Genomic DNA, 24,478 nt, shown 5'->3' on the forward strand with positions numbered 1-24,478 from the left:
GACGATTCGCTTTTTTCGACCTCGTCTCCCCGGCGAAACGGTCAACCATCCTTGAACGACGGTTGGTTTCATAGGTGACCGGTGCGTACGAATGAGACGATGGGGAACTGGCTCAACCTGAAGCTCACCGGTATCGGCGCGATGATTTTCGCGTTGGTCTGGGCGCTGACCAACTACTCGATACACGTCTCGAACCCGTTTCTGACACAGTTCGCCGGAGTTACGGCCATCGGTCTCGCCGTGTTCGCAGTGGCCGATGCACTGCACGGCGGATTGTCCGACTGAACCGACTGAACCGAGCGAAATCAGACGAACTCGGTCTCGGTCGGCTCGCCGAGTCCGGTTTCGGTGCGATGGTCCACGTCACCGCGAGCGCACGACCGACAGTAGTAGTTTTCTCCCTCGTTCGCCGTTTTCACGGGGACGCCTGCGACGTAGTTCCGTTCGTGATACTGGCGCTTGACGCCGTTTCCGACCGGTTTGGCGCACACCGAGCAGGGCGTGGCCGGTTCGTAGACCGTCTTCTCGTCCGTCGAACGAACCCGACCGAACGTCGTCGGCGACCTGATTCCAGGAACGTGTTGCGGTGTGAGAACGAGCAAGAACAAGCCGAGTAGGAGGGAAAGAGTGCCGAAGACCAATCCCGCTCCGGCCCAGTTAGTCAGGAGGAGGAACAATCCGAACAGGACGCCGAGGGATCCGAAGATGAGACTCACGGCGAACGCGAGGGCGCGTTTGACCGTCCAATCGGTGGGGAATCCCTCGTCCTCGAAGTACTCCTCGGAACCGTCCTCGCGCAGTTCGATTCGCTCCGCGCCCGGCGAGTAGCAGTACCACGCGTAGAGCAGGTTGCCGACGCCGCTGGTGGTCGCCAGCAGGATAATGTGGAGCGGAATCGACCCGAACCCGCGATTTATCATCACGACGCGGTCGCCGTAATCCTGTTTTAGGTCCCAGCCTTCGACCGTGAGGTCCTCGATTCGGCGGCGAAAGCCGTCTTTTCGCGGGTGTCGTGAGTTCTGGGTGTGCCGTGAATGCTGTGAGCGAAAGCTATCGCTCCCACCCGGATCGACTGCACTCCCGCACTGGGAGCAGAACGAATCGCCCGGGGAGAGCGACGAACCGCACTGCGAACAGAAGTTGGAGGGACTTCGGGAACGCATGTGTGAACTAACCCCGTCTCGACTCAAGAAGATTGTGTTGTGATGAATGGTTCGGAATAGTGAACGGAACGGGGACCGTTTCGGACGGTTCCTATTCCTCGTCGAGCGCAACCGCGATACCGCGTCCTTCGACGTCCTCGGCGAACGCCGCCGAGTCGGCTTCGAGCGCGGCGAACGTGTTGTAGTGAATCGGGACGACGAGGTCGGGGTCGAGGTCGGCGGCCAACGCGGCCGCCGCGTGTCTGTCCATCGTGAAACTCCTGCCAATGGGCGGCAGGAATAACGACACGTCGAGCGCCCGGTGGCCGTCCAACACGTCGGAGTCACCCGGCCAGAAGACGGTCGTTCCGGCGAGCGACAACAGGTAACCGACGCCGAACCCTTTCGGATGCACTGGCTCACCGTTGGTTTGGACGTGCGGGCCGTCTTCCTCGTTGTACGCCGGAACCGACCACGCATCACAGGGACCGACCGTTACGTGGTCCTCCTCGTCGATTCGAACGACGTCGTAGGGCAGTTCGGAGAGCGGTTTCACGTCACGGTCGATCCCGTCCGGGTTCACGCCGTCGTAGACGACGAGCGTGGCGTCGTCCGCCGCGACGCGCTCGATGCCATCCGAATCGTAGTGGTGATCGTGCGTGACGAAGACGACGTCCCCGTCCTTCGCTCGATAATCCACCGGTTCAGGGTGGGCGGCGTCGGGGCTGTCCGGTTCCCATTCACCGGTCAGAACCCCGTACCGTCCGGGGTCGATGTACGCGACGAACCCGTCGTCGGTTTCGAGGCGCACGGTCGCGTAGCCGAACCAATCCACCGTCAGTCCGTCGTGTCGCACAGTCATGGGATTCGGTAGGCGCGGTTCCGAAAAAAGGATTCGGATGGCGGAGATAGTCGGTGGCGGTCCGATCGGCCGAGGGATGCCAGTTAGGCGAGGAAATACCAGAGTAGAACTCCGATGACGACCCAAAACAGCAGGATCGACACGGCAGTGAGCCATCCAACCACGCCGTCTTCCGTCTCCCGATCTTTCGATTGCTGGCGCGCGTCGGCCATCACGTCGTCGGGGATTCCCCGCCGGGCGAGGTACACGCCGAGGGGAATGAACACCACGTCGTCCGCGTAGCCCAGAATTGGAATGAAATCCGGAATCGGGTCGATGGGGCTGACGGCAAGTCCGACCGTCACGAGAACGATGACCTTCGAGTACCACGGCGTCCTGGGGTCACGGCCAGCAATCGCCAGCGCCGTGACTTCGCGTCGGAGGTCACGGGCCCGGTCGCGCCAGTTCGGCATCGTTCGGGTGGTCGTGAGTGACGAAAGTAATCGTTCCGCTCGGGGACGGTGCGCAAGTCGAGCGAAACGTCGCGTCCTCGGAACGCGAGTTCGGCCGTTACTGCATCTCAGCCAGCCGTTCGATTCGTTCCAGCGAATCGGCGGACTCGGGCGTCTTGTCGTCGCGCACGCCGAGGAATCGCGGGAACCGAAGCGCGAATCCGGACGAGTAGGTCGGGGACTGCTGGATTTCCTCGTAGCCCACCTCGAAGACGACTTCCGGAGAGAGGTCCACGACCTGCCCGTCCTGCGTGGCGATGTGGGGTTCGAGCAGTTCGGTCAGTTCGGCGAGTTCCTCGTCGGTGATTCCCGTCGCCACTTTGCCGAGGGTTTCGAACTCTCCACCCTCGGTTCGTACCGAGAGCAGGAACGTCCCGAGGAAACTCGCCCGGCGACCCTCGCCCCACTCCGCGCCGGTGACGACGAGGTCCACCGTCTCCACGTCGGGCTTTCGTTTCCGCCAGTTCTTCCCGCGACGACCCGGCGAGTACGTCGAATTGGGGTTCTTGAGCATGATGCCCTCGTGGCCCGCATCGAGCGCGTTCTCTTCGATGGCCGCGATTTCGTCCTCGTCGCCCGTGACGGTGAGCGAAGACACCCCGCCGGAGAGAATCCCTTGGAGGCGGTCGTGGCGCTCGGTGAGCGGCGCAGTCAACAGGTCCTCGCCGTCGGCGTGGAGGCAGTCGAACGCCCGGAGTTCGACGGCGACCTCCTCGCGGGCACGCGCCACGTCGTGCTTGCGTCGGAACCGCCGGAGGACCTCCTGAAACGGCAGCGGTTCGCCGTCAGCCATCGCCACGACTTCGCCGTCCACGATCGCCGGAACGGCGAGATTCTCCTCCGCGTACTCCACGATTTCGGGCAGTGGGTTCGTCACCTCCTCCATGTTCCGCGAGAAGATCCGGACCTCCTCGCCGTCGTAGTGCAGTTGCACCCGCGCGCCGTCGAACTTCCACTCGACGCCCGCTCCCGTTTCCCAGTCCTCCAGTGCGTCCGTGACGGTGCCCGCCTGCGCGAGCATCGCCTGCACCGGTCGCCCGACTTCGAGTTGTAGCTCATCGAGCCCGGATTCGCCCTCGTCGCAGGCGACTCGGGCCACTCGTCCGTAGTCGTTCGACACCTGAAGGGCGCGTTGGACCGACTCGACCGGCACGTCGAACGCCGCCGCGATGGCGTCCCGAACCTCCCCTCGCCGACGCCGATTCGCATCTCCGAGAGGACGAGGCGGGCCAGATATCGGGCTTCGTCGGAATCGGTGCGGTTGAACAGCCCGAACAGGATGTCGATTTTCGTGTCCTGACTGCCCGAACCCTCCGTCGTGGCGAGCGCGTCGAGTTCGTTCTTCGCCACCTCCGCGACGGTCAGTTCGTCCTGCCCGGCACCGAACGCCGCGAGTCCCTGTTGTCCACCGAAATCGTAACTCGCCGCCACCGCGCCAATGTCCCCCAACTCGGCGAGTCGGTCCTCGACGTCGTCCGCCGAGACGTTCTGCCCGGCGGCGCGGGCGATGGCCGTGTAACACAGGTTCGGGCCGATGTCCAGCGTCGTCGAATCCCACGCCGGAAACACCCGCCCCTGCACGAACCGCACGAGCACGTCCAAGTCGTCGTTCGCCGACGAGAGGAGGTCGGTCACCGCGTCGATGATGTCGGTATCCGCACTCAACTCCTCGATCTCCCCGGCCACCTCGGCGAATGCCGCGAACTCCATTATCGGCCGTTATTCTCGGTCGGAGTTAAGCACACGGCTTTCGATTTCGGGGGCGACGGCGGCTAAATGCGTTCTGACTGATCTCGTCGTTTTCGTGATAGAAGCGTTCGAGAGAATTCGGGGTGAGTCGAAATCACGGCGGAAGCACTACTCCATCGTAGCGTTTGTCGCCCGGCACTTGCACGCACAGCGGAACCGAATCAACACGATAATTCACTCACTACCACGACGAGAAAGCCCGTGGATTGAAGCGTCTGGACCGCACACCCCCTCGCATGACTTCGGACCTTGCGTCGCAGGTGAAAGACGTGTTGACGGTAGACAGGGAGGAGTTTCAGGCTCGTGTCGAGGAAGACGCAGAGGTCATCAAACGGGAACTGGAGGACGGGACGTTCGACAACCCGCAGGCCATCGTCGGGTTCGAGTACGAGTTCTACGCCGTGAATGCGGAGACGAAGGCGCTCTCGCGGGTTCCGCGCAGGCTCCTGTCGCTCATCGGCTTCGAGAAGGAACTCGGCCTGCACAACGCCGAGATGTCCACGAGTCCACAGCCACTGAACGAGTACGGGTTGGCGGCACAGGAATCCGAGGTGAAAGCCCGACTCTCAGCGGCCGAAGACCGGGCTGGAGCCGAAGGGATGCGCCTCGTGAGCGATGGTCTTTGGACGATTCCACCGACCGGCGAGACGGCGGGACGGTATCTCACCGACGGCGTCGAGGACGACGGGGTTCAAATCGCGGCGAACATGAGCAACTCGGTGCGGTATCACGCGATGGCGAACACGGGCGAGGCCGTCGGGATGGAACTCGACGCGCCGCACGTCTCGCTCACCTCGAAGACGGTGATGCCCGAGAGCCTCATCACGTCCATTCAGCCCCACTATCAGGTGCCACACGCCCGCGACCTGCCGACGTACTTCGAGTACGCGACCCGTATCGCGGCCCCGCTGTTGGCCCTCGGCGTCAACTCCCCCTTCTTCCCGCCGGATTTGTACGAAGACGCGCCGCCCGAGGAAATCGTGGACGAGGCGTGGATGGAGAACCGCATCCACGTCTTCGAGTCGGTGTTGAACGCCGACGACCCCGGAAAAGTTCGATTCCCGGACGACATCGAATCGGCGGCGGACGCTATCGACGACGTGGTCGACGACCGTACCATCGTGCCGATGCCCGTCTCCCGCTCGGACCGCTTCGACGACGAATTCGCGCATTTCCGGTTGAAACACGGCACCTACTGGCGGTGGGTTCGTCCGGTGTTCGGCGGGTCCACGCGCGCCGACGCGAACGCGCGCATCGAGTTCCGTCCCATCGCCGCACAACCGACGGTCCGCGACTCCATCGCGTTTCAGGCGGCGTTCGCGGGGCTATTGGAGAGCACGTTCCGCCGGGAGCATCCGGTACACCACCTGGATTGGGTCGTCGCACGGGACAACTTCTACGCCGCCATGCGCGACGGACTCGACGCCGACCTCTACTGGATCACGAATTCCGGTGAGGAGACGACGGAGACGGACGAGTTGTTTAGCGACTTGTTCGCCCACGCGAAGGACGGTCTGCAAGCGCGGGGATTGTCGGACGAACAGGCGGCGAAATACCTCTACCCGCTCCGACAGCGCGCGCGCCACCGTGTGACGCCCGCGGACTGGAAGAAACGGGAGGTAAAAGAACGGCTGGAGGATGGCGAGTCGCTGGAGGATGCTATCTCGGGCATGCAACGCGCCTACATCGACCAACAGAAAGAGACGTTACTCGACGGTAGCTTTACCGACTGGAATTAGAGGACCTCGTCGAAGTCCTTGTGCCCGGTGATATCGACGCCTTCCTCGGTGATCTCGGCGAGGAAGACACCGTTGCCGCTGCCGGTGTCGCGCTCGACGGCGCTCTTGATACCGCGTGCGGCGACGGCCTTCGCTTCCTCGTTCGAGAGACCTTCCTCGTAATCCTGTTCGAGGACACCGTAGGCGAGTTGCATCCCGCTACCCGTGACGGTGTAGTCGTCGGCCATGACGCCACCGGCGGGGTCGAGGCTGTAGATGTGTGCGCCTTCCTCGTCGATACCGCCGAGGATGGGCGAAACCATGAAGAACGGCCCGCTACGGAGCATGTTGCCCGCGAGCGTCGAGAGTGCCTGCATGCTCATCTGCTCGCCGCGTCGGGACTCGTAGAGGTTGGACTCGATGCGCATCGTTCGGATGAACGACTGTGCACCACCGACGGACCCGGCCATCGTCAGTGCGGCCGTCGGGTGAATCTGTTCGACCTTCTGGACGTTCTTGTTGGAGACGAAGCGGCCGCCGAGGCTGGCGCGCATGTCCGTCGCCATGACGACGCCCTCGCCGGTCGTGAGACCGATGGTGGTCGTCCCGGTTTTGTTGACGTTTTTCATATCGTCCTTCGAGAAGTTGTTCTCGGGGAGCGAGCCGATTTCCGGCTCGTACGGGCTGGTGTCGTTGCCGCCGAAACGCTCCAGATTACGCGAGAAGTCGGAACCGTGCATTGGAGTACGCATTACCGGACCGTAGTCCGTCAGCACTGATAAAACCAACCCTTCCGGGGTGTGACTGCCGGAGAAAAACGAACCGCCGATTTCGATTATGCGCGCTTGGTGTTCTCGTAGGTCTTTTCGAGGGAGGCCATTATTCGGTGCATCGGGAACGGAACACCTGCACGTCGAGCGACGAGGGCGACCGGAAGCAGACAGATTCCGGCGAATACACTCATCTGGTACAGGGCAAACAGTGTCGCGCGTCGTATCGGTGCGAACATTGCAACTTCACCCGTCCCTGAGCCGCACCCCTATAAATCCGTTATTGCTCTGGAAATTTCATAACGATTTATATCTCCCGAACGGGGCGCCGCCGTCTATCGATTCAAACTCACTTGTGTAATGCACAATTGTAGACGAATTAGTTCCGGGCGACTACGATGGCCACGCCATTCCAACGTCGTCAATATGCGTAAGTTATGGACATCATTATCGTCTCATGCGCGATATCGTTCCGATTTCGCCACCACGCCGTGCGTGAACACCGTGCACACCACCTCCTGAAATCACACACCACCCCACGAAACCAGCACTCGTACTGTCATCCAACTAGCCGAAAGGATTGACGCGTATGCCCACCAATAGCTATCCGTGAACGTCGTCGTCGAACTTCGACTCCCACGCGAGGAATTCGCACTCCACGAGTTGTTCCAGTATCGTTCCGACGTTCGAATCGAACTGGAACAAATCGTTCCGACACGGGAGTACTCGATTCCCTTCGTCTGGGTCGCGACCGCCGACCCGGCGTTTCTCGATACCGTCGCGTTCGATCAGTCACCCATCGATTCCATGGAGGTTCTCAGCGGAACCGAGAACGGTGCCCTCTGTCGAATCGTTTGGGCGAGCGCGACGGACGGGATTCACGGAATCCTGACCGAAGGCGATCTGACGTTGCTCGATGCCGTCGGGAACGACGATGGCTGGTTGTTCCGGATTCGATTCCCGGATCACGAATCGACGACGAAGTTTCGAGAGGCTTGCGACGACCGCTCGATAACGTACGAAGTTCGCCGGATCTACACCGTGGACGAGTTCCCGACAAAACAGTACGGATTGACCGACGAGCAACGCGAAGCCCTCGCGACGGCCTTCGCGTCGGGTTACTTCCGCGTCCCGCGGGAAACGTCGCTCTCGGAACTCGCCGAGACGCTCGACATCTCCCCGCAGGCCGCCTCGGGACGCCTCAGGCGTGGCTTGGAGCGAATGCTCGGTGCGACGCTGTTTCCCCGGACCGGACCGAGCGAGGTTTCCGAGGGGTAATAAAAGTGAGAACCACTAAACCCCAAGAATTCCCTTACTACTTCACCTTCATCCAGAGGATGTGGGCCATATCGTTTTGTGTACGGATGCCGGGAGGTATCTGACATGAGTCAGGATTCGGACGGTCACGGACCGATTCTCAACGAAGCGAACCACGGCGACGGACGGATCTCTGAGACCGTTATCGACGCGATCACCGAAGTCGTCGAGGACAGTTCGACGGAGATAGAACCCCTGTACGAGAGTATCGACCCCGATGCGCTGGAGGATTTGTTCGACCGACGACCCGGCAAGGACGTTCCGACACGGGTGGAGTTCCGCCACGAGGAGTTCTCCATCGCCGTCGAAGAGAACGGTCGCGTCGTCATCTACGACGCTCGATAGTGTGCCAATACGCTTTTGCTGCCATCCGTTGTCAGCCCCCACATGCCTGACAACGAGTACGACGTGTACCTCGTGCCGACTGGCAAACGGGGTGAGGAACAGAACATCGTGTCACCCGTCGCAGCGACGGACGTGGATTTCTACGAGACGGGTATCTGGGTTCGGCGGAAAGGCGGGCGGAACTTCTTCCCGTACGAACAGATTCGAACCATCAGGGAGCACCACTCGGGCCAGTAAAACGAAACGGGAACCGACACCGGAACGCCTAGTTCGGCTTCAACCCGACGATTTCGCGCGAGAAGATGTCGGCATAGCCCGAGAAGGACATCTTGAGGGAGGGCACGCCGGGGAACGTGAGCGTCTGGATTCCGATCATCGGGCGTTCGACATCCGTTCCCAGACTCCGTAGCGCGCTCTCGATCGCGGTGTACAGTTTTGCGGTTTCCTCGACTTCGAGGTCCGAGCACACCCCGGCCACTCGCGTCGGGAGTTCGGCGATCACGTCGCCGTCCCTGACGACCGCCCAGCCACCGCCCATCTCGTTGACGTGCGAAACCGCACGGCGGAGGTCTTCGCCACTACCGACGGCGATGACGCCGGGCGTCTCCCACGTGAGACTGGTCGCAATCGCACCCTCGATCGGTCCCAGTCCGGTAACGAAGCCGGTGAAACCGGTTCCGTCCCCGTCCGGATGCCGGTCGAGGAGCGTGACTTTCAACAGGCCGTCCTCCGGCGCGGCGACGAGTTCGCCGTCCTCCTCCGGTGGGACGACGTTCGTCTCGCCCGAGAGCAGTCCCTCGCGGTATTCGATGGCGCGAACCTCACCGTCGACGGCCACGTCCGCGGGGACGCGGAACTCGTCCGGGTCGGTGCTGACGTTCACGCTGTCGTAAAAGTGGTCAGGGTACTCGTAGGAACGCGGCGCGACGGCCATCTCGTGGTTGTTGTAGACGACCTCGCCGCCGTTGATCACGGTGGTGACGTTGACGGTTTCCAAGTCGTCGATGAGCAGGATATCGGCGATGTTGCCCGGTGCGAGCGACCCGAGGTTCGACAGGCCGAAGTGGCGGGCGGGGTTGAGCGTCGCCATGCGAATCGCGTCCGCGGGCGAGACGCCCTCCTCTATCGCTCGACGAACAACCACGTCCATGTATCCCTCGCGGACGAGTTCCCGGGGCCACATGCCGTCCGTCGAGAGCGAGATTTCGGCCGCGCCGATCTCCTCGTACGCCTCGCCGACCGCCGACATGTCGTCACGAATCGAGCCACAGCGGCCGACGGCGTGGATACCGTTCTCGACGCGATCGATGATGTCCTCGCCCGTGATCGACTCGTGGTCGTCGTCGACGACGGTCGCGAACGCTTGGAGTTTCTCCCCCGAACAGCCAGCACCGTGGCCGCTGACGGTTTTGCCCTCGATGTGGGCGCGCTCGTACAGGTCCTCGGTCGGGGTGTCCCGACGACGGCGTGAATCCAGTCGGTCTCGCCGACGCCGACGATGCGGGCGTCACCGAGGAGGTTGGTGAGCGATTCCGCGTTCCCGCGTGCGGGTTCGAACGTATCGATGAGCGGTTGCGGCGGAACCGTCGCGTACACCCGAATCGGGAGGTACGACGTCGCGGCGAGCAACTGCTCGACGCTTCCGCGCCGAACGACAACCCGAAACCCGAAACCTCCGACACGACGGTCGTGGTTCCACCTTCGAGGGCGTAGTGATAGGCGTTCTCGAACGTCTGGTGCAAATCGATATGCGTGTGAGCGTCGATGAATCCCGGCGTCACGACGCGGTCACTGGCGTTGATGACTCGGGTTTCGTCGCCGATAGCGTCGGTTCCATCCTCCGGCAGCGCCGCGACGCGGTTGTTCTTCACGACCACATCGCGGGCCTGAAACTCGCACAACTCCGGCAAGAGAACGCGACCGTTCCGAATCACGAGGTCGGCAGGTTCGTCGCCGAGGGTGACGGGTTGCAGTTCGTTCATTTGGTTACTCCCTCGTACACCACGACGCCACCTTGTTCGTGTCGGTTCACTTCCCCGCGCTCTTCGAGCACGTCGAGGTGGCCGACCGCCTCGCTCATCCCGGGGAAGTACTCCGTCGCGGGCAGATCGTCGAACAACCCTTCCATCACGCCGAACGCCGTCGTCGGGTCGTCCACGAGCGCGCGAACGTTTCGGGTTCGCTCCTCGTGGGAGTCGAGGATTTCGCCGATCCGCTCGGAGGGGTCGTCGATCTCCTCACGGTGGCCGGGAAAGATGTAGTCGAGGTCGCGCTCTCGGAGGTTCGAGAGGGAGCGGTTGAACGACGGAAGCATACGCGGGCGCTTTCCACCGCTCTCCGTCGGCGGTTGGAGGAACGGGTTGGGCGTGATATCGCCGAGCACGTGGTCGCCGACGACCGCCATCGATTCACCCTCGTACTCGAACGTGAAGATGGTCTCTCCGGCGGAGTGTCCCTGGACGAACTCGGCGGTCAACTCGATACCCTCGACCGTGACCGATTCGCCGTCGTCGAGTGCGAGGTCGGTTTCGACGCTTGGGGCGGCCGAGAGATACGCCTCCGGAAGGTTGGTGACGGTTTGGGCGGTCGTCGCCGCCATCCCGTTCCGGTCGAAGAAATCCGAGAAGTACTCCTGTTCGTACCGCAATCTGTCGTCGAAATCCCCCAAAATGTCCGCTGCCGCGGTGCTGGCGACGATCCGTGCGCCAGATTCACGAAGCCGCTTTGCCAAGCCAAAGTGGTCCGGATGCGGGTGCGTGATGAGCACCTGCTCCACGTCGCTCGGCCCGAGGTCGTGGTCCTCCAACCCGTCGAGCAGTGCAGTCCATGCCTCTTCGCTTCCCGGACCGGGGTCCACCAGCGTCCGCCCCGCCAAGTAGGCGTTCACTGGTCCGATTTGGAACGGCGTCGGAATCGAAAGCCGCGTAAACATACATGTCCCTTTCTTTGCCCGCGGTAAAACCGTTTTTGAACCCGGGTCCCCGGCGAATTCCGACGGAACGATTATATCTGACCCAAACGTAAGGACATAATTGGGAGAGCCATGAACACACACTTCAAAGACGCGTGGTACCACCTCCGACATGCCGGGAGTCATCTCGGGCGTGGTCTCCGCGAGGAACTGCAACCCGCCGAGAGAAAAGCCCGCGAACTGACCGGACGGGAACGACCGCCTGAACCGAGCCGACGCGAGAAGATGCGACGAAACATCCGTGGCGTGGAGCACGAAGCGAAACGACGTTCCCGCGACGCCGTCCGGGACGCGAGAAAGCGGATGAGTTAGACCTCGAAGCCGATACACTCACACTCCGCGAAGTCGCCGCCCTCGACGTGCGGGGGCGACGCGTTTTTTCTATCCACATCGACACGGCCACGGAGCGTCGAGTTCCTGAACGCCACGTCGTCGGCCTTGACGAGCACGGTCGCGTTCCCGTCCGCGTCGTGGGTGGCTGTCACTCCATCGAAGACGACTCCCTCGCCGAGGACGTTGATACCGTGTCGGTCTTCCGCGCCGTTTCGGAAGGCGAACCGGCAGTCGCGGAGTTCGGTTCCGCCGCGCCACAACTCCACGCAGTAGCCGTGAATCGCGCCGTCGCCCGAGTCCACCAGTTCGACGTTTTCCAAGACGACCGGACCGTCCCCGTCGTTGACCTTGATGGCGCGCGCCGAGGACGCACACTCTATCTTCAGGTCGCGCACGCGGGCGGCGCGACTCGAAATCCTGAGGCCGTCGTTGTCGCAGTCCGGCAGACGAATTTCGGTGTGCGAGACGCGTGCATCGCCCTCCTGCAACCAGAGTCCACAGCCGGTGTATTCGGTCTCGTCCACTTCGATTTCCACGCCGCTGGCTTCGTCGCCGTCGCCCAACCGGAGGTTCGCGTTCCCGTTGTCCTTCCACAGGCCTCCCTCCACGAAACACGGTCCTCTCCCACCTGCGAGGTAGCCGCCGTTGTTCACCCACCCCTCGACGTGGCAGTCGCGGAACGTCAACTCGCCGCGGTGGTCGTCGGTAACGCTGATACCGATCGGATGGCTGGTCTGGGACTCCGCGGGTGACTGATCCGGATACGCGTCGGGACGGAACGCACACCCGTCCGGTAGCGAGACGTTCACCTCGCCCACCCCATCCGGGTGCGTGACCGCCGCGTAAATCGCCCCGAGGGCCTTCTTGCCCGCCGACGCACATTCCCCCTCCACGGCCACGTTCTCGATTCGCAGGTCGTCGCTCGCCCGCGCGGAGATTGCCTGCGCGCCGACGCCCTCCGCGCTCATGTCGAACGTCAGGTTTCTAATCTCGACCGTCGTGGCCGACGAATCGGCGGATACGCCCCAATCGCCGCCGACGTCCAGTCCGTACTGCTGATCGGGGTCGGTCACGACCAGCGTGGCGTGCGGGTCGCCCACCACCGCGACTGCCTCGGCGTCGTTGTGGTAGAACCGGCCGTCGAGGTGGTAGCGTCCCTCTGGAAGCACGAACTTCGTCCGTGGACCGGCGTGCGCGGAAAGCACTTCGCTCAGGGGTTTCCCGCCGTCCCGAACGCCCGGTTCCGCGTCGGTCACGTTCACCACGTTCCAGTCGGTCATGTTCGGGGGTCGGAATCGCTGGCCCTTGGTCGTACCGGCCGCCCTCGAAAGCAAGCCTTAAGTCCGGTGCAGGAAAACGGAAAAGTGAGCGGGTCGGTAGTCTAGTCCGGTTATGACAGCTCCTTCACACGGAGCAGATCGGCAGTTCGAATCTGCCCCGACCCACTGCATATAAATACTTTTTCCATCATTCCCTGACAGTTAGCGGCCGGTTTGGGGGGTGCTGGTTCTGATGGCGGTTCGACTTCCGAACCCGGATAGCAACCGCCAGACGTGTGGCTACTGCGAGGCCCACGTCACCCAGAAGTTCCGACGCGTCTACGGTACCGACGACGGTCGTGCCCTACGATGCCCCGAGTGCGATTCCTGGGCGCGTATTATGCGCGGATCAGCCTGTGGACGCGAGGTTACAGAACGCCTCGACCCACAGGAGTATCCGAGTCGGAAGGGCGGCGTCGAACTCCGGAAGCGACGCGTCACCGACGGCGGTGAGAACGCGTGAGGGAGTTCGTCCGTGCCAGCGAACTCTACGATGTCGAGACCGGAGTCTCCCTTCGCCATCCCGCGGAACGTGCGGGCATCGAGGTAAGCGGTGAGCAGGTGAGATAAGGATGGTCTCGCCTGCTCGCGACGAAACCCCCCAGTGGCAACGTCGCCTCAAGGGGAAACTGAACGAGAACCCCGCGCGGTTTCTCGATCACGACCTCGTCGAACACGGGAGTGCCCACACCGATCACACGCTTCAGCGGCTGGTCACGGCCCGCATTCGCGGAATCGGGACAATCGAGGTCGTCAACGCCTGGATTGCAGTCGAGCGAAAGATCGACTACGGACCGCGCGAGGGCGTCATCTCGCTCCTCGAAGAACGGAAAGCGTTCCTCGAAGAACACGGCGAGTTCGAACCGCCGAACCGGCCTCCCGAACAACTGCGTGAATGGGCCAGCGAGCGGGCCGAGACAGCACGACGTCGAAACAACGACTGCGAGGAAGACGTCGAGAAACCGCTCTCGGCATCAGAGAAGATCCACCGTCTTCGAAGCGACGGCGGTGACTCGCAGTGACCCGCGACGTCCACCATGCGGGCCAGAATCGTGACGAAGTCACGATGGACGACGTCCACGCCGAGCGCGACGACGTCGCCGACGACGCGGTTCTTTCGGGTGACTATACCGTTGGTGAGACCACAACGCAGAACGCCGACAGCGAACCGGACAGCGCCCCGACGAACGTCGTTTGCTGTCGGCACTGTGAGCAGGAGTTTCGGCGCGTCTACGACTACGATCAACACGAGTACACCTGCGAACCGCTCCAACACGCTGTTCGACGAGAGCAGTCGAAGGAGAACGAGGAATCGGTCGAAGATATCGACCGGACGTACTTCATCCGCTCGCAGTGGCACGAGTTCAAGGCGTACGTGAAGTACGACGTCGGACTCGGCATCTACTACGGGCTGAACAGCCTCCAGAAGGAACACGATTTCCGCGACGATGGCGCGCTCAAAGCCGAGTTCGGCGTCCCCGACGACATCGCCGAAACGACTGGTCGCGAGCGGTGGGAGCTCGAATTCTCCTTTTCGGATAGCAAGCTGAAACCGTGGCGCGATTCGTCGTTCCGAATCGAGAACGTTCGCGAGTACTCCGTGAAGATGCACCCTGCGGGTGTCGAGAACCATCGGGATGCGCTTCGAAAAGCGTCGTTCAACGTCCGACCGCGCTGGCCGAATCTCGAATCGGAGGACGGTTACAGGGACCCAAGTAACCCGCACGATCTACTCGGAATCGACGTGGAGTACACGGGGTCGAACATCGACCCGCGAGTGTACCCGAAGTTGTTCTATCAGGCGATGGGCGTTCTCCAGGGTCAACAGGGAAAGAAGTGGTCGAATCCGACGTACATCCCGTACGACGACGTCCGCCCGGAGAACATCCACCACTCGTCGAACATCACCGACGGAGAGCTGTACGTTCGACTCGATAAGGATCTGACCGGGCCGCTGTACGCCATCGACGGGCCGATTCATCGAATCTCGATGCTGCTCGCCGACGAACGTCGAGGCTACGCGAAGAGTATTCGCGACGATCGCGAGTGCGAGGGCTACTATCACGTTGCGACCATCGACCACGAACGAGCCGGAGAGTTGCTCGGCGGTCACGTTCTCGGGAAGGAGTTCAAACACTACCACGTCCGGAACCCCGACGCGGTCGAGGGCGACGCCACGCTCGAACATCCGAAATTTGGTGTTGCTCTTCAGAATTCGGTGACCGACCGGACGGTCTACTGGGACGATCTTCGACGAGTGGAGACGGAACTCGACGAAGCACTACTGAACGCACTCGACTGGACTGACATTCCGATTCGCCCCGACGGGCAGGTGTACGTCGAAGACGACGTCTTCGAGGTGACGGGCGAACGGCGATTCAGAAACCTCGTGCCGAATCGACTCCCGAGCATCCAGCAGGAGCAGCACGACGACGTGATGCGCGTCGTTCCGAACCTCGCTCCGACCGACGTCGAGATCGCGGAGGAGTTGCTGACCGACGGCGGGCAGATCGCGCCGAAAAATCTGGCCGAAGATCTGGGTCGACACATCGATACGGTGTACACGTCGCTGAAGCGACTCGGCTCGATCGTCGTCCACGAGTACGGTGATGTTCGGCTTCGCTCGAAGAACGTCGCCCAGGAGATACTGAAGTATCTCCGGGGGGCAAAAGAGTCGTTCCAAGTGTCGATGTCGGAAGCCGCCGACCGACTCGTTCAGGCGGAGAAAGTCGTCGACGGTGACTCGGCGTTTGCTCGGTGGCGCGAGACCTACGGCGTCGAGTTCGACGATCGGGAAGGTGAGCCCGACGAGTTGACGATGAAGTATACGCCGGAGTCGAAGGACGAAGTTCGACGAATCCTCCGAACCGGTGCCAATCGGTGGAGCCAACTCACCGGAAAAGCGGTGCGTCAGTTCGCCTTCGAGGTGCGACCTGCAGTTCGGCTCGCTGACGGGACCGTGTTCGCGCCGCAGTACTGGGTGCGAAGCTTCGGCTGACCGCCTGACGTTCGAGTGGCGACACTCTCGTTCGAACCGATTTACCCTAACTACACTTTCCCTTTTCTGAATTTGAAACAAGTAAACTTGTATTGGGTCAGAAGTGGAACGGGCGAGTATCGAGAGCGACCACGACCGACCGTGACAATTCGAGGGGGACCCCCGCATTTCCGCTTAGAATGTGTGGCTAAAGAGCCACGGGCCTAAAGTACGTCTCGCGCTTTCGCGCTCGACACCGGAAACAAAGGACACCGCGGTTGTTCGGCGAATCGAGCGCAACCCAACCGGGTACGGGAAGATTTGCTGAAATACGGGAAGGATTTACGTTCTGCACGCCCAATAGTACAGTAACGATGTCGAAATCGACAGACGAACGCGGCCGCATCTACCTCCCGAAAGACGTCCGGGAACGGTTCGGCGAGCATTACCGGATCGTCGAACTGCCGAACCACGTCGCGCTCTTCCCCGTCGATGATGACCCGCTCGAGGGGTTGCGCGACGCCGTCGGAGACGCCTTTGACGACGTGGACGGAAGCGAGCTCAAGGAAGAAGCACGCGAGGCGATCTCCGAAGAAGTTCGCGAAGAAACCGAACAACGGTCACAGGAGCGGACGGAGTAACGCGTGTACGTCGAAACCGACTTTCTCATCGCGCTCGTCAAAAACGACGACTGGTTGCAGGAATCCGCACTCCGTGAGCTCGAGGAGCGTGATGACATCCACACGTCGATTCTCGCGTACGCCGAAGTGCTGGTGTTATTCTATGACCGAGGCGACTCGGAGTACAAGATCGACGCGCCACGAGCCATCGCAAACCTCCTCGAACTCGTCCCAATCGAGCCAGAAACGCACGAGGACGCGGTTCTCGCGGCGGCGACGTTTCTCGATGAGTACGAGATGACTCCGTTCGACGCGCTTCATGCGGGCGTCATTGCAACCGGAGAAGAAACGGTGCTATCGACCGAACAGGACTACGACAAGATCGGACTCGACCGAGTTCCGTTGGAACCTCACGAAGACGAGTGACGACATAGAACCGTTACCATCCCTTCGGAGTTCATCGCCGGAATTTCAGCGACGAACGTGAGCGGTCCCGACCGGCTCATTCCGAGAGGTTCTCGAAGCAGTCGTCACAGGGGCGGTAATGTCCACCGAGGACGGAGGGATCGACTACTCGGTAGTCACCACGTTGTCCACAGAGTGGCCCGTCCGTCGTCGGGGCGTGCATGATCTTCGAGGTTCCACCGGTGACCATGACTTCATCGGTACGTGAGGTGAGCGACGGAATCAATGGCGTCACGATGGGTTCGAAGGCGTCCTCGTCGGACTGGTCCTGTGATTCACCACCGTCGAAGGTGTCTCCCGTCGAAACGCGCGCTTCGACCGGGCTGTCGGGTTGGAGGGCGAGGTATTCCAGAATCCCCTGGAAGCAGGACCGGCACGGTCGCAAGCCACTCAGTCGGACGGTTTCCGGGTCTGCAGTGTGCCATTCGGAATCGCACGGTCCGGCACTACACGCGGGTAATGGGTCCGTCTCTCCGGAGAGGTCGAGGCGATGGAACACCGCGCTAGTTGGTCTCGCCACTACCTGCTCGGGGAACGCCGACCGGACGTTTTGGAAGCGCGAGAGCAGTCCGCTGGATGGAGTGTCGCTACTCATACTGTGGTCGGAATTGCTCGGCGGGGCGAATCAGGATGCCCTCGTCTCCTCGCTGAACGCTGAAGAGGAGTTCGTCGCCCGATTCGATGTCGAAGGCCTCGACGAGGTCCTTCGGAATCGTCACCAAGTTACAGCCATCGCCCGCTTGCACGGTGCGCGTATCCGCGTACATCAACGGTGCGCCCTTGCTCATGCGTCGTCCTCCCGTTTGCAATGTGGCTCCTCTGGATCGCAGTCGTAGAAACGGCAGCGAGCACAGTAGTCGAGACCGCCGTTGTCACGGAGACACACCGAACAATTGCACTCGCGCCGACTGTGCGAGGACGTGGACTGACTCACAGCGCCTCACTCCTTTCAACCTTCTTTGAATTAGGGGCCTCTTCTACTGTTCCATCGGGTTGTTTTTTCATTGTCGGAAAAGCGAGAAACCGGGGTGGCTATAAAGATTCTCCTTGTATCTATGGAGCGTATTATCAGTCGTCGTTCGACGAGTCCGTGACGGTGTTTCTAGTTCTTCGAAGCAGGGTTATGGTCTCTACGCCCGGGGGGACCCTACCGAGCCTATCCGAGACGCGCGCGTGCGTATTCGCTTGAAATTCGCCTCGAGCTCGGAATGGACCTTGGGTTCGAAAATCACAGTTCTCGGAATACGAACTCCAGTGTTCATGCTGGCATGAGTAACGTCAAAGTGTACAGACAATCGCACCGACGAACTCGTCGAGTGATTAAAGATGGTTCCGTACTCACGAGCGATTCACTCGGAGTAGGCAAGCACCTTCGATTGTGATTACAGCCTATTCGCGAGTATTACCCACACACGTGAGTGTAACAGGTCGCGTTTTTGCACGTGTCCCAGCAGCAACACGATGAACGATACACGCACGACCCGGAGGAACAATTGAATGGGACACACGTAGAGCACGTGTCCGTTGCCTCAACACCCTGTGTGCTACTCGGATGCATGGAACCGACTTTGTAGAAAAAGTCGTGTTCAGTCTCGCTCTTCGAGAAGACTGCCCATCGGACATCATCTTTCGGCCGAGCAAGAATGGTCAGAGTTCCATCCTCGAACTCTCGAACAATACGGATCTCGGGGGACACGTCGCCGTCTATGAGCAAGGCTCGAAACGCGGCGAGATAACGGCCACTGTTATCTTGGGTCGTTTGCCACTCATCGGTGTCGACAACAATGTCGAACTCGTCCACGGATGGACGCTCTATATAGCCTTCCTCAGCAACAGCCGTAATCATTTCCGGATACGAACTGAACAACTGTTGTACCGCCTCGACACTCTTGTACTCTTTAGTCGCCTCGTTCACCTCGGATTTTGAAAGACGACGTTGATTCGAATCGGCTGCAGCAGTACTGCTTAAGCTGATAGCGGCGGCACCCGCTGTAGCCATGGATCGGAGAACATTCCGACGAGCGATACCTGTATCATTATCACTAGTCTTTTCTGGGGCCATTCCCACATTATAATCTGTAAAAATAATATATAAATTTATTCTAGGCAGCTAAAAATAATTTTCAACGGTATCTTTTGTATTGTGGTCAGGTTCATTCTTGTAATGTGATCAGCAACGCGATAACGCCGACGAGGAGTGCAATCAGGGCAAAGACCGGGTATCCACCGGTTGCACTACGAAATGCCACATATCCGATGGTTGCACCAACAGTGAGAACAACTACATGACTGACGAGGTGAATTCCTTCGATTCGGAGCGTCGAAACTTCTCGACCGACCTCGTCCGTAATGGTGAGCCCGTTCTGCCCGACATCCCAAGAGATCACTGTAAGGAATGCAGCGATAAGGAGAAACAACGGTGCGATTCCGAGTAGTCCGGCAACGACGACCGCACCGAATAGCACTGCGGACCCGACCGTGAGGATTTCCGACGACCCTCGAACGAGGCCAACCACGAGGAACACGACCCCACTAACGCTGGCTATGAGAGTGTACACGGAGACAGCAGTAACGAGGAGGACCCCGAACGCGGCCAGTAAGGCGACGACGGTACTGAACAGCGGCGGTGTTCCCCGTGATATCCATCCAGTGCTACGGTGCATATCGAAACACCTCCTCAATCGGCTCGGAGACGTTCCAATCAACCACAGGGATACCGGCACTTCGAAGATCCCCGAGTCGGAAACGCCGCGTGAGAGATGCGAAGCCGTCCGCACAGTCGGCCGAAGGTTCTCCTATCGTCGGGTTCGGGCTGACGACAGTGACGGCGTACCCGAACGCATCGAGTCGTCGTGCAGCGTGTTTCGCTTCGTCATCACACATCGGTGAAATGAGTATCACCTGGATATCCGAACGAATCCGCTGGTGAAACTCCTGAATCGCCGCAGTCACGTCGAGTTCCTCGTTCGGGGTGTCCCACGCGAACGCCGTCTCCTCGGCGAGAGTACGATGAATGCGACTTCGCTGTGATGCACCGGCACCCGGGGACAACCAGCACGACTCCGGTGACAGTGCTGTAACGCCAACCGGGATACTCTCCGACAGCAATTGGGTCGTGATGTATCGTCCCGCAGTAACGCTCTGTTGGACGATCGGTTCATCGGATGCACCGAGCGGTGCTAGATACGCTTCTGTTCGAGCATCGATAACGACCATCACTTTTGTGAGTCGCGACTCCCGGAAATCGACCGTCCGCAACTCGCCGGTCTTTGCCATCCGTTTCCAATCGATACGTGACAGCGAATCCCCGGAACGATACTCTCGAACCGAATGGAACTCGACACCGGAACCACTGACAGTCGCTCGTGCTTGCCCCGAATGAACCGTCGTCTCCCGTGGGAGACTCACTTCTGATTCGGGCGATTCGTTTACGAGACAGTTGATTTCGTTTGCCGTGCTCTCGACGAGTAGCTCTCGCTTCTGCACACCGGTTACGTCCCGCATGATGACGAGCGATGGGTCGAACGTATGAATTCCAGACACAGCGGTTACCGAGTACGTGAACGTGGCTCTCTTTCCCGGACGAAGTGCGGTGGTGAATCGAGGCGAACCGTCGGTGACGGTGAGTCCGACGGGCACGCCGTCGATCAACCGGAGATCCGCGAGCGTGCTGTTACCAGTGTTTCTGATCGAGACGGTGACAGTGACATCGTCTCCCACGTCGGGTTCCGGGTCGCTGATGGTTCGCGTTATTTCGACCTCCTTCGACGGTGGGGTAGCGATACGTGTGTACCCGGCAATAGTGATACCGAACAAGGCGAGGAGGAGGAGTCCCGGACGGACTGTGAAGATGCCGAGCCCTCCGGCAACGAGTGCTGCTGCAGTCACACCGCGCGTCCGTCCCGGTCGGGACACTTGTGAGTTCTCACCGGCGATCGACGACCAGTACTCCCGTGTCGTCGTGATTGGTGTCTCGTCAAGCGAACGTTTTGTCGCGTCGAACAGTTCGGGCGAAACGGATGTCCCACCGAATCGACTCGCAAGGTCGGCGATCGCATGCCGTGCCCGTCGTGCAAACGGTGGTTCGGTGCTCCGTAGCGAGCGAAGCCGCTGGCGCAACGACAACCTTGGAACGACATCGTCTTCGAAGAAAGCCGCTGCCCGAGAATCGTCCGTCCAGCTCCCGTCGTCGAGTCGCGTCTCTATCTCCGTTCGTGTCCACGTTTCCGTCCGTGACAGTACGGAGATCGCAATCTCCCGTAACTCAGCGCGGAGAGCGAGGCGGCTTTCGGGGTCGTCCATGCGTCGGTCGCTCCAGTCAATCCCCGCAAGACGCCGTGCGAACGATGTTCCGGGACGTTCGTACCGAGGACGATTCTCCGGTTGCAGAGATGCTCCATGTACGACTTGCTGACCGTTTCCCGTGTCGGTCGCCGAGTTATCTCTGATAAGCAAGTATCCTGCGAGAATGACCGCCCCGAGGCCGATGATGACGAATGGTGCGGCCCGAGCGACACCCGTGAGGGTACCGATATTTGCCAGTGTCGGCGATGTAATCAGCAGGATACCCACGAGACTCGATGCGAGACCGAGGACGAGGGTTGGACGACGAATCCAGCTCATTTCTCGGACGTGGCTGTAGTGGAATCTGCGTCGTTCATGTTCTCGGACTGTCGAATCTCGTCGAGCGCTTTTTGTGCACGCCGTTCTCGGGAGTCGTTCGGGAACTTCCCGCCATATCGAACCGAACGGAACAACTCGGTCAATTCGTGTACCGGCATCTCCGGGAGCTTTGCTCTAATCGCCCGTCGTTCGAGCTCTGCGGGAGTCTCTTGGTTTTCCCGAGGTGGGGCGAGGGACCGGACCATGGTTCGCCACGCTCGATACACGTTGTTGGTCAGTGGGAGATCGTTGACTCTCATCGAGGAAGTGGACGACTTTGGCTCGGTAACTACTCCGTCAGTTTTTTCCCCGTCGACTATTTCTCCACGTTCATCATCAGTGGTGAGACGCCAAATGACGAGTAGCGCACCGAAGAGTAGCAGACCGATTCCGAGTGCAAGTCGAGTGAGCGTGCTACCGGATCGTATCTGACCGCTATTCAGGCCATTCTTAACGTTTAGATTCGGCATGAGGGAGTGGGTCCCTTGTCGTTTTCCGGACTGTGATTGACTCTGGCTTGCCTGCCCTCCGGTGTGGGACTCTCCCGGAGTCTCGACAGTCGTTTTCTGCTGGTTGCTAACTGGATGTGCGGATTGCAGCGTGCTAGCGGCCATCCCGAGAATCGCTAACGCGAACACCGCGATGAGGAGGGGAGCGACGTGGGATCGGTTCATGAGCGGTCGACCTTTTCTGAGAATGGCTCCCTCTAGCGATTAAAAACTATTGGGATTGTTATATTGGATGGGTTTAGACAGCGCGTTAGAGAGGTATTCTACGCTCGTTTTAGAGAGGGTTGTTGTATAAAAATCGAGAGACCGTATTCTTGGTACGAACGAGAAGGATTCCGGACTACTGTGAACTACCTCATTGCTGGCATCCATCTATCAGTCATGCGATCATCATCCCCTTCGAATAGATTCGGAGAATCAAAGCTATGAATTTCACCTATAATCGAGATTTGAACCGCTATGGTTCCTTCTCAATATCGGCGAAACGATCCACATCGAACCGAACAGTTCGAGTGTGGCTGCTGATCGTCTCAACGGTCTCACGATCTCGACTCTACCATTCCCCTTGGGAATGTAGAACGCGAGAAACGGATCCGCGAAATTGCACACATCCATCGCGACCGTCGTGTGCAAATCGAGTCGATTGCGATTGACTCGACACTGCTTCAATCGGACTGATCGAATGATTCTCGGAGTTCTTTATATATTGTCGCTGTTTCAGTTACCTATTGAAATTGGGTTCTCAAGAGATGTGTGCAAAAATATTGGCCTTGGTGATAAAATACGATAAGGGTGATTTCGACACAACTCTGTCTATTTGCTGAATTGAGCCAATTCTTGGTTGAGCTTCTCTTTTTCCTCGTAGAAGAGCGCGTGACCACTCTCGTCGAAGCGAACGAGCTCTGTGTTTTCGATCCCTTCGTGGAGCTTCTCTGCCGTCAGTTCAAACGGACAGGCTTCGTCGTGCACACCGTGACAGATGAGTGTCGGAACAGAGATGTCCGCGAGGTCAGACCGAAGGTCTATCTCGCCGACCGCTTCGATCGAATCGGCCATAGCCTGTGGCGACGATTCCATGCTCATATTCTGGAGCCAATCTTTCAGCACAGGACTCGGTGCGGAGTGAAACATCGAATCGCCGAAGTCACTACTGACCTTCGCCCGATCCTCATAGCATCCCTCAGCAAGTCCCGTAAATGCGGCTCCATCGACGCCCTCCGGGAAGTCTGGTTTTTTGGCTAAAACGGGGCTCGCAGCACCAAGTAGCGCCAATCTTGCCACATACTCTTCGTTATGGCGGCTCATATATCGAGTGACGACACCCCCGCCCATTGAAAACCCCGCGAGTGTTACATCCTCGACATCGAGTTCGTCGAGAACTGCCTTCAGATCGTCAGCGAACATGTCGAAGTCATACTCACTCCACGGTTTACTTGACTGTCCGTAGCCACGAAGGTCAATACCGATACATCGAATGTCTTCCCTGGGGAGCTGAATGTACTGATATTCGAACATCCGGTGGCTCAGCGGCCACCCGTGAACGAACACGATTGGAGTACCCGACCCCCAGTCCTGAACGAACAATTCCACCCCTTCCTCAACTTCGATTCGAGTCATACTAACCAATGGCTGGTCAACCGATGTGTATATATGCGATTTGGAAGAGTTTCAGACTAATTGACTGCATTATTTCTTCCTAAATTGTATATTAGGGTAATTTCTCAAGTTTCGAGTTTGCTCCGTTGATGAGCCATGCTCGTGAACACGACCCGAATTTCCTCGCATTCTCCGGCTACTGGAACATCGATTGCTTATAAAAGACGTGTGGCGAGCGGTGTGATCGGCGCGGTCGAGGGAGTGATCGTGAACACGAACGACGGAATATGAACACGAGTTGGGACCGATTCGTGTTCATATCCGGGCGAACTCGATTCGCTACGCGAAACCACTGGGGTCAGAGCAAATGCTCACCTAGTGAGTGTATCCGCTATTAGAAGGATTATGGGTATTTCTGAAACAGAGGCATCTCGAAGTGGGACCTTCGCACAGATCATGGTTCAACCCAACAAGGGTACTTCTGGAACAATGGCAGAACATCATCAACACAGGTTCGTTCGAGCTTCAACCCAACAAGGGTACTTCTGGAACTCAGCGGAGGTAACGACGAAGATGTCACAATCCCATACGCTTCAACCCAACAAGGGTACTTCTGGAACCATGCATATGTT

At 59.6% G+C, this 24,478-nt stretch carries 25 protein-coding genes, 1 tRNA gene and 1 pseudogene; 12 read left to right on the forward strand and 15 right to left on the reverse strand.

Going from position 1 to position 24,478, the window contains the following annotated elements; genetic code table 11:
- The first annotated feature begins 81 nt into the window (after positions 1-81).
- On the forward strand, positions 82-285 hold the full coding sequence (locus tag A4G99_RS17605) for a hypothetical protein (protein WP_223301957.1): 204 nt from the start codon (positions 82-84) through the stop codon (positions 283-285).
- Positions 286-305: 20 nt separating this feature from the next.
- Here the strand turns inward: A4G99_RS17605 and A4G99_RS17610 are convergent, their stop codons facing one another.
- The 4 genes and pseudogenes from A4G99_RS17610 to ligA form a co-directional block, all read right to left on the reverse strand.
- Positions 306-1,163 carry a zinc ribbon domain-containing protein gene (locus A4G99_RS17610; protein ID WP_150123146.1) on the reverse strand — a complete coding sequence of 286 codons (858 nt, stop codon included), beginning with the start codon at positions 1,161-1,163 and terminating at the stop codon, positions 306-308.
- Between the two features lie 91 nt (positions 1,164-1,254).
- Positions 1,255-2,004 carry an MBL fold metallo-hydrolase gene (locus A4G99_RS17615; RefSeq protein WP_066146535.1) on the reverse strand — a complete coding sequence of 250 codons (750 nt, stop codon included), beginning with the start codon at positions 2,002-2,004 and terminating at the stop codon, positions 1,255-1,257.
- Between the two features lie 83 nt (positions 2,005-2,087).
- Complete coding sequence (locus A4G99_RS17620) at positions 2,088-2,456, reverse strand: YkvA family protein (RefSeq protein ID WP_066146538.1); 369 nt, start codon at positions 2,454-2,456, stop codon at positions 2,088-2,090.
- Between the two features lie 97 nt (positions 2,457-2,553).
- Positions 2,554-4,205 (reverse strand): annotated as a pseudogene (gene ligA / locus A4G99_RS17625) (ATP-dependent DNA ligase LigA).
- A 275-nt stretch (positions 4,206-4,480) separates the two neighbouring features.
- Here ligA and A4G99_RS17630 point away from each other — a divergent pair.
- Positions 4,481-5,983 (forward strand): hypothetical protein, encoded by a 1,503-nt coding sequence (locus A4G99_RS17630; protein WP_066146541.1) that lies wholly within the window; start codon positions 4,481-4,483, stop codon positions 5,981-5,983.
- Here A4G99_RS17630 and psmB read toward each other — a convergent pair.
- Together psmB and A4G99_RS28860 are read right to left on the reverse strand one after the other, a co-directional pair.
- Positions 5,980-6,714, reverse strand: coding sequence for an archaeal proteasome endopeptidase complex subunit beta (psmB, locus tag A4G99_RS17635; protein WP_066146544.1), 735 nt, complete (start codon positions 6,712-6,714; stop codon positions 5,980-5,982). The two genes, A4G99_RS17630 and psmB, sit on opposite strands and share 4 nt — an antisense overlap.
- An 83-nt stretch (positions 6,715-6,797) precedes the next feature.
- A complete protein-coding gene (locus tag A4G99_RS28860) occupies positions 6,798-6,926 on the reverse strand; it encodes a hypothetical protein (protein ID WP_255359116.1) in 129 nt (42 codons plus the stop codon).
- A 415-nt stretch (positions 6,927-7,341) separates the two neighbouring features.
- Between A4G99_RS28860 and A4G99_RS17640 the strand changes: the two genes are divergently transcribed.
- The 3 genes from A4G99_RS17640 (at position 7,342) to A4G99_RS17650 (ending at position 8,631) form a co-directional block, all read left to right on the forward strand.
- Entirely contained in the window at positions 7,342-8,010 is a 669-nt protein-coding gene (locus tag A4G99_RS17640; protein WP_066146546.1) for a helix-turn-helix domain-containing protein, read from the forward strand.
- Positions 8,011-8,115: 105 nt separating this feature from the next.
- Complete coding sequence (locus A4G99_RS17645; protein WP_066146549.1) at positions 8,116-8,394, forward strand: HalOD1 output domain-containing protein; 279 nt, start codon at positions 8,116-8,118, stop codon at positions 8,392-8,394.
- A 42-nt stretch (positions 8,395-8,436) separates the two neighbouring features.
- Complete coding sequence (locus A4G99_RS17650) at positions 8,437-8,631, forward strand: hypothetical protein (protein ID WP_066146552.1); 195 nt, start codon at positions 8,437-8,439, stop codon at positions 8,629-8,631.
- Between the two features lie 28 nt (positions 8,632-8,659).
- On the opposite strand, the gene A4G99_RS17655 is transcribed toward A4G99_RS17650, so the two are convergent.
- Together A4G99_RS17655 and A4G99_RS17660 are read right to left on the reverse strand one after the other, a co-directional pair.
- The gene (locus A4G99_RS17655) at positions 8,660-9,871 is read right to left on the reverse strand and encodes an adenine deaminase C-terminal domain-containing protein (protein WP_223301966.1); all 1,212 of its coding nucleotides are present in this window, start codon (positions 9,869-9,871) and stop codon (positions 8,660-8,662) included.
- 501 nt (positions 9,872-10,372) lie between these two features.
- Positions 10,373-11,326, reverse strand: a complete 954-nt coding sequence (locus tag A4G99_RS17660; RefSeq protein WP_066146555.1) for an MBL fold metallo-hydrolase — start codon at positions 11,324-11,326, stop codon at positions 10,373-10,375.
- A 111-nt stretch (positions 11,327-11,437) separates the two neighbouring features.
- On the opposite strand from A4G99_RS17660, the gene A4G99_RS17665 reads away from it, so the two are divergent.
- On the forward strand, positions 11,438-11,677 hold the full coding sequence (locus tag A4G99_RS17665) for a hypothetical protein (protein ID WP_066146557.1): 240 nt from the start codon (positions 11,438-11,440) through the stop codon (positions 11,675-11,677).
- On the opposite strand, the gene A4G99_RS17670 is transcribed toward A4G99_RS17665, so the two are convergent.
- Positions 11,674-12,978: a hypothetical protein gene (locus tag A4G99_RS17670; protein WP_066146560.1), complete on the reverse strand. Its 1,305-nt coding sequence runs from the start codon at positions 12,976-12,978 to the stop codon at positions 11,674-11,676. The genes A4G99_RS17665 and A4G99_RS17670 overlap by 4 nt on opposite strands.
- 90 nt (positions 12,979-13,068) lie before the next feature.
- Here A4G99_RS17670 and A4G99_RS17675 point away from each other — a divergent pair.
- The 6 genes from A4G99_RS17675 to A4G99_RS17700 all read left to right on the forward strand — a co-directional run bounded on the left by A4G99_RS17675 (position 13,069) and on the right by A4G99_RS17700 (position 17,040).
- A tRNA-Val gene (locus A4G99_RS17675) sits at positions 13,069-13,143 on the forward strand.
- A 67-nt stretch (positions 13,144-13,210) separates the two neighbouring features.
- Positions 13,211-13,480: a hypothetical protein gene (locus A4G99_RS17680; RefSeq protein ID WP_066146563.1), complete on the forward strand. Its 270-nt coding sequence runs from the start codon at positions 13,211-13,213 to the stop codon at positions 13,478-13,480.
- Between the two features lie 109 nt (positions 13,481-13,589).
- Positions 13,590-14,039 carry a hypothetical protein gene (locus A4G99_RS17685; RefSeq protein WP_066146566.1) on the forward strand — a complete coding sequence of 150 codons (450 nt, stop codon included), beginning with the start codon at positions 13,590-13,592 and terminating at the stop codon, positions 14,037-14,039.
- Complete coding sequence (locus A4G99_RS17690) at positions 14,036-16,015, forward strand: hypothetical protein (RefSeq protein WP_066146569.1); 1,980 nt, start codon at positions 14,036-14,038, stop codon at positions 16,013-16,015. The genes A4G99_RS17685 and A4G99_RS17690 overlap by 4 nt, the downstream gene beginning before the upstream one ends.
- 353 nt (positions 16,016-16,368) lie before the next feature.
- The gene (locus A4G99_RS17695; RefSeq protein WP_066146572.1) at positions 16,369-16,635 is read left to right on the forward strand and encodes a hypothetical protein; all 267 of its coding nucleotides are present in this window, start codon (positions 16,369-16,371) and stop codon (positions 16,633-16,635) included.
- 3 nt (positions 16,636-16,638) lie between these two features.
- Positions 16,639-17,040, forward strand: a complete 402-nt coding sequence (locus tag A4G99_RS17700; protein ID WP_066146575.1) for a PIN domain-containing protein — start codon at positions 16,639-16,641, stop codon at positions 17,038-17,040.
- 76 nt (positions 17,041-17,116) lie between these two features.
- Here the strand turns inward: A4G99_RS17700 and A4G99_RS17705 are convergent, their stop codons facing one another.
- From A4G99_RS17705 to A4G99_RS17735, 6 genes are all read right to left on the reverse strand, one after another.
- The gene (locus tag A4G99_RS17705; RefSeq protein WP_066146578.1) at positions 17,117-17,674 is read right to left on the reverse strand and encodes a hypothetical protein; all 558 of its coding nucleotides are present in this window, start codon (positions 17,672-17,674) and stop codon (positions 17,117-17,119) included.
- Complete coding sequence (locus A4G99_RS17710) at positions 17,667-17,867, reverse strand: AbrB/MazE/SpoVT family DNA-binding domain-containing protein (protein WP_066146581.1); 201 nt, start codon at positions 17,865-17,867, stop codon at positions 17,667-17,669. The genes A4G99_RS17705 and A4G99_RS17710 overlap by 8 nt, the downstream gene beginning before the upstream one ends.
- Before the next feature lie 1,365 nt (positions 17,868-19,232).
- Positions 19,233-19,742 (reverse strand): hypothetical protein, encoded by a 510-nt coding sequence (locus A4G99_RS17720; protein ID WP_066146586.1) that lies wholly within the window; start codon positions 19,740-19,742, stop codon positions 19,233-19,235.
- On the reverse strand, positions 19,732-21,702 hold the full coding sequence (locus A4G99_RS17725; RefSeq protein ID WP_066146587.1) for a DUF58 domain-containing protein: 1,971 nt from the start codon (positions 21,700-21,702) through the stop codon (positions 19,732-19,734). Before A4G99_RS17725 ends, A4G99_RS17720 begins: the two co-directional genes overlap by 11 nt.
- On the reverse strand, positions 21,699-22,415 hold the full coding sequence (locus tag A4G99_RS29895; RefSeq protein ID WP_066146591.1) for a DUF4129 domain-containing protein: 717 nt from the start codon (positions 22,413-22,415) through the stop codon (positions 21,699-21,701). The genes A4G99_RS17725 and A4G99_RS29895 overlap by 4 nt, the downstream gene beginning before the upstream one ends.
- 648 nt (positions 22,416-23,063) lie before the next feature.
- Entirely contained in the window at positions 23,064-23,867 is an 804-nt protein-coding gene (locus A4G99_RS17735; RefSeq protein WP_066146594.1) for an alpha/beta fold hydrolase, read from the reverse strand.
- Positions 23,868-24,478 lie beyond the last annotated feature (611 nt).

The sequence above is a fragment of the Haladaptatus sp. R4 genome, assembly GCF_001625445.1.
Taxonomy (GTDB): Archaea; Halobacteriota; Halobacteria; order Halobacteriales; family Haladaptataceae; genus Haladaptatus.

Coding starts and splice junctions, on each gene's coding strand:
- A4G99_RS17735 (WP_066146594.1), bottom strand. CDS start 23,867: ATGACTCGAATCGAAGTTGAGGAAGGGGTGGAATTGTTCGTTCAGGAC.
- A4G99_RS17725 (WP_066146587.1), bottom strand. CDS start 21,702: ATGAGCTGGATTCGTCGTCCAACCCTCGTCCTCGGTCTCGCATCGAGT.
- A4G99_RS28860 (WP_255359116.1), bottom strand. CDS start 6,926: ATGAGTGTATTCGCCGGAATCTGTCTGCTTCCGGTCGCCCTCGTCGCT.
- A4G99_RS29895 (WP_066146591.1), bottom strand. CDS start 22,415: ATGAACCGATCCCACGTCGCTCCCCTCCTCATCGCGGTGTTCGCGTTA.
- A4G99_RS17670 (WP_066146560.1), bottom strand. CDS start 12,978: ATGACCGACTGGAACGTGGTGAACGTGACCGACGCGGAACCGGGCGTT.
- A4G99_RS17660 (WP_066146555.1), bottom strand. CDS start 11,326: ATGTTTACGCGGCTTTCGATTCCGACGCCGTTCCAAATCGGACCAGTG.
- A4G99_RS17720 (WP_066146586.1), bottom strand. CDS start 19,742: ATGCACCGTAGCACTGGATGGATATCACGGGGAACACCGCCGCTGTTC.
- A4G99_RS17710 (WP_066146581.1), bottom strand. CDS start 17,867: ATGAGCAAGGGCGCACCGTTGATGTACGCGGATACGCGCACCGTGCAA.
- A4G99_RS17685 (WP_066146566.1), top strand. CDS start 13,590: ATGGTCTCGCCTGCTCGCGACGAAACCCCCCAGTGGCAACGTCGCCTC.
- A4G99_RS17620 (WP_066146538.1), bottom strand. CDS start 2,456: ATGCCGAACTGGCGCGACCGGGCCCGTGACCTCCGACGCGAAGTCACG.
- A4G99_RS17705 (WP_066146578.1), bottom strand. CDS start 17,674: ATGAGTAGCGACACTCCATCCAGCGGACTGCTCTCGCGCTTCCAAAAC.
- A4G99_RS17610 (WP_150123146.1), bottom strand. CDS start 1,163: ATGCGTTCCCGAAGTCCCTCCAACTTCTGTTCGCAGTGCGGTTCGTCG.
- A4G99_RS17650 (WP_066146552.1), top strand. CDS start 8,437: ATGCCTGACAACGAGTACGACGTGTACCTCGTGCCGACTGGCAAACGG.
- A4G99_RS17645 (WP_066146549.1), top strand. CDS start 8,116: ATGAGTCAGGATTCGGACGGTCACGGACCGATTCTCAACGAAGCGAAC.
- A4G99_RS17630 (WP_066146541.1), top strand. CDS start 4,481: ATGACTTCGGACCTTGCGTCGCAGGTGAAAGACGTGTTGACGGTAGAC.
- psmB (WP_066146544.1), bottom strand. CDS start 6,714: ATGCGTACTCCAATGCACGGTTCCGACTTCTCGCGTAATCTGGAGCGT.
- A4G99_RS17680 (WP_066146563.1), top strand. CDS start 13,211: ATGGCGGTTCGACTTCCGAACCCGGATAGCAACCGCCAGACGTGTGGC.
- A4G99_RS17695 (WP_066146572.1), top strand. CDS start 16,369: ATGTCGAAATCGACAGACGAACGCGGCCGCATCTACCTCCCGAAAGAC.
- A4G99_RS17665 (WP_066146557.1), top strand. CDS start 11,438: ATGAACACACACTTCAAAGACGCGTGGTACCACCTCCGACATGCCGGG.
- A4G99_RS17615 (WP_066146535.1), bottom strand. CDS start 2,004: ATGACTGTGCGACACGACGGACTGACGGTGGATTGGTTCGGCTACGCG.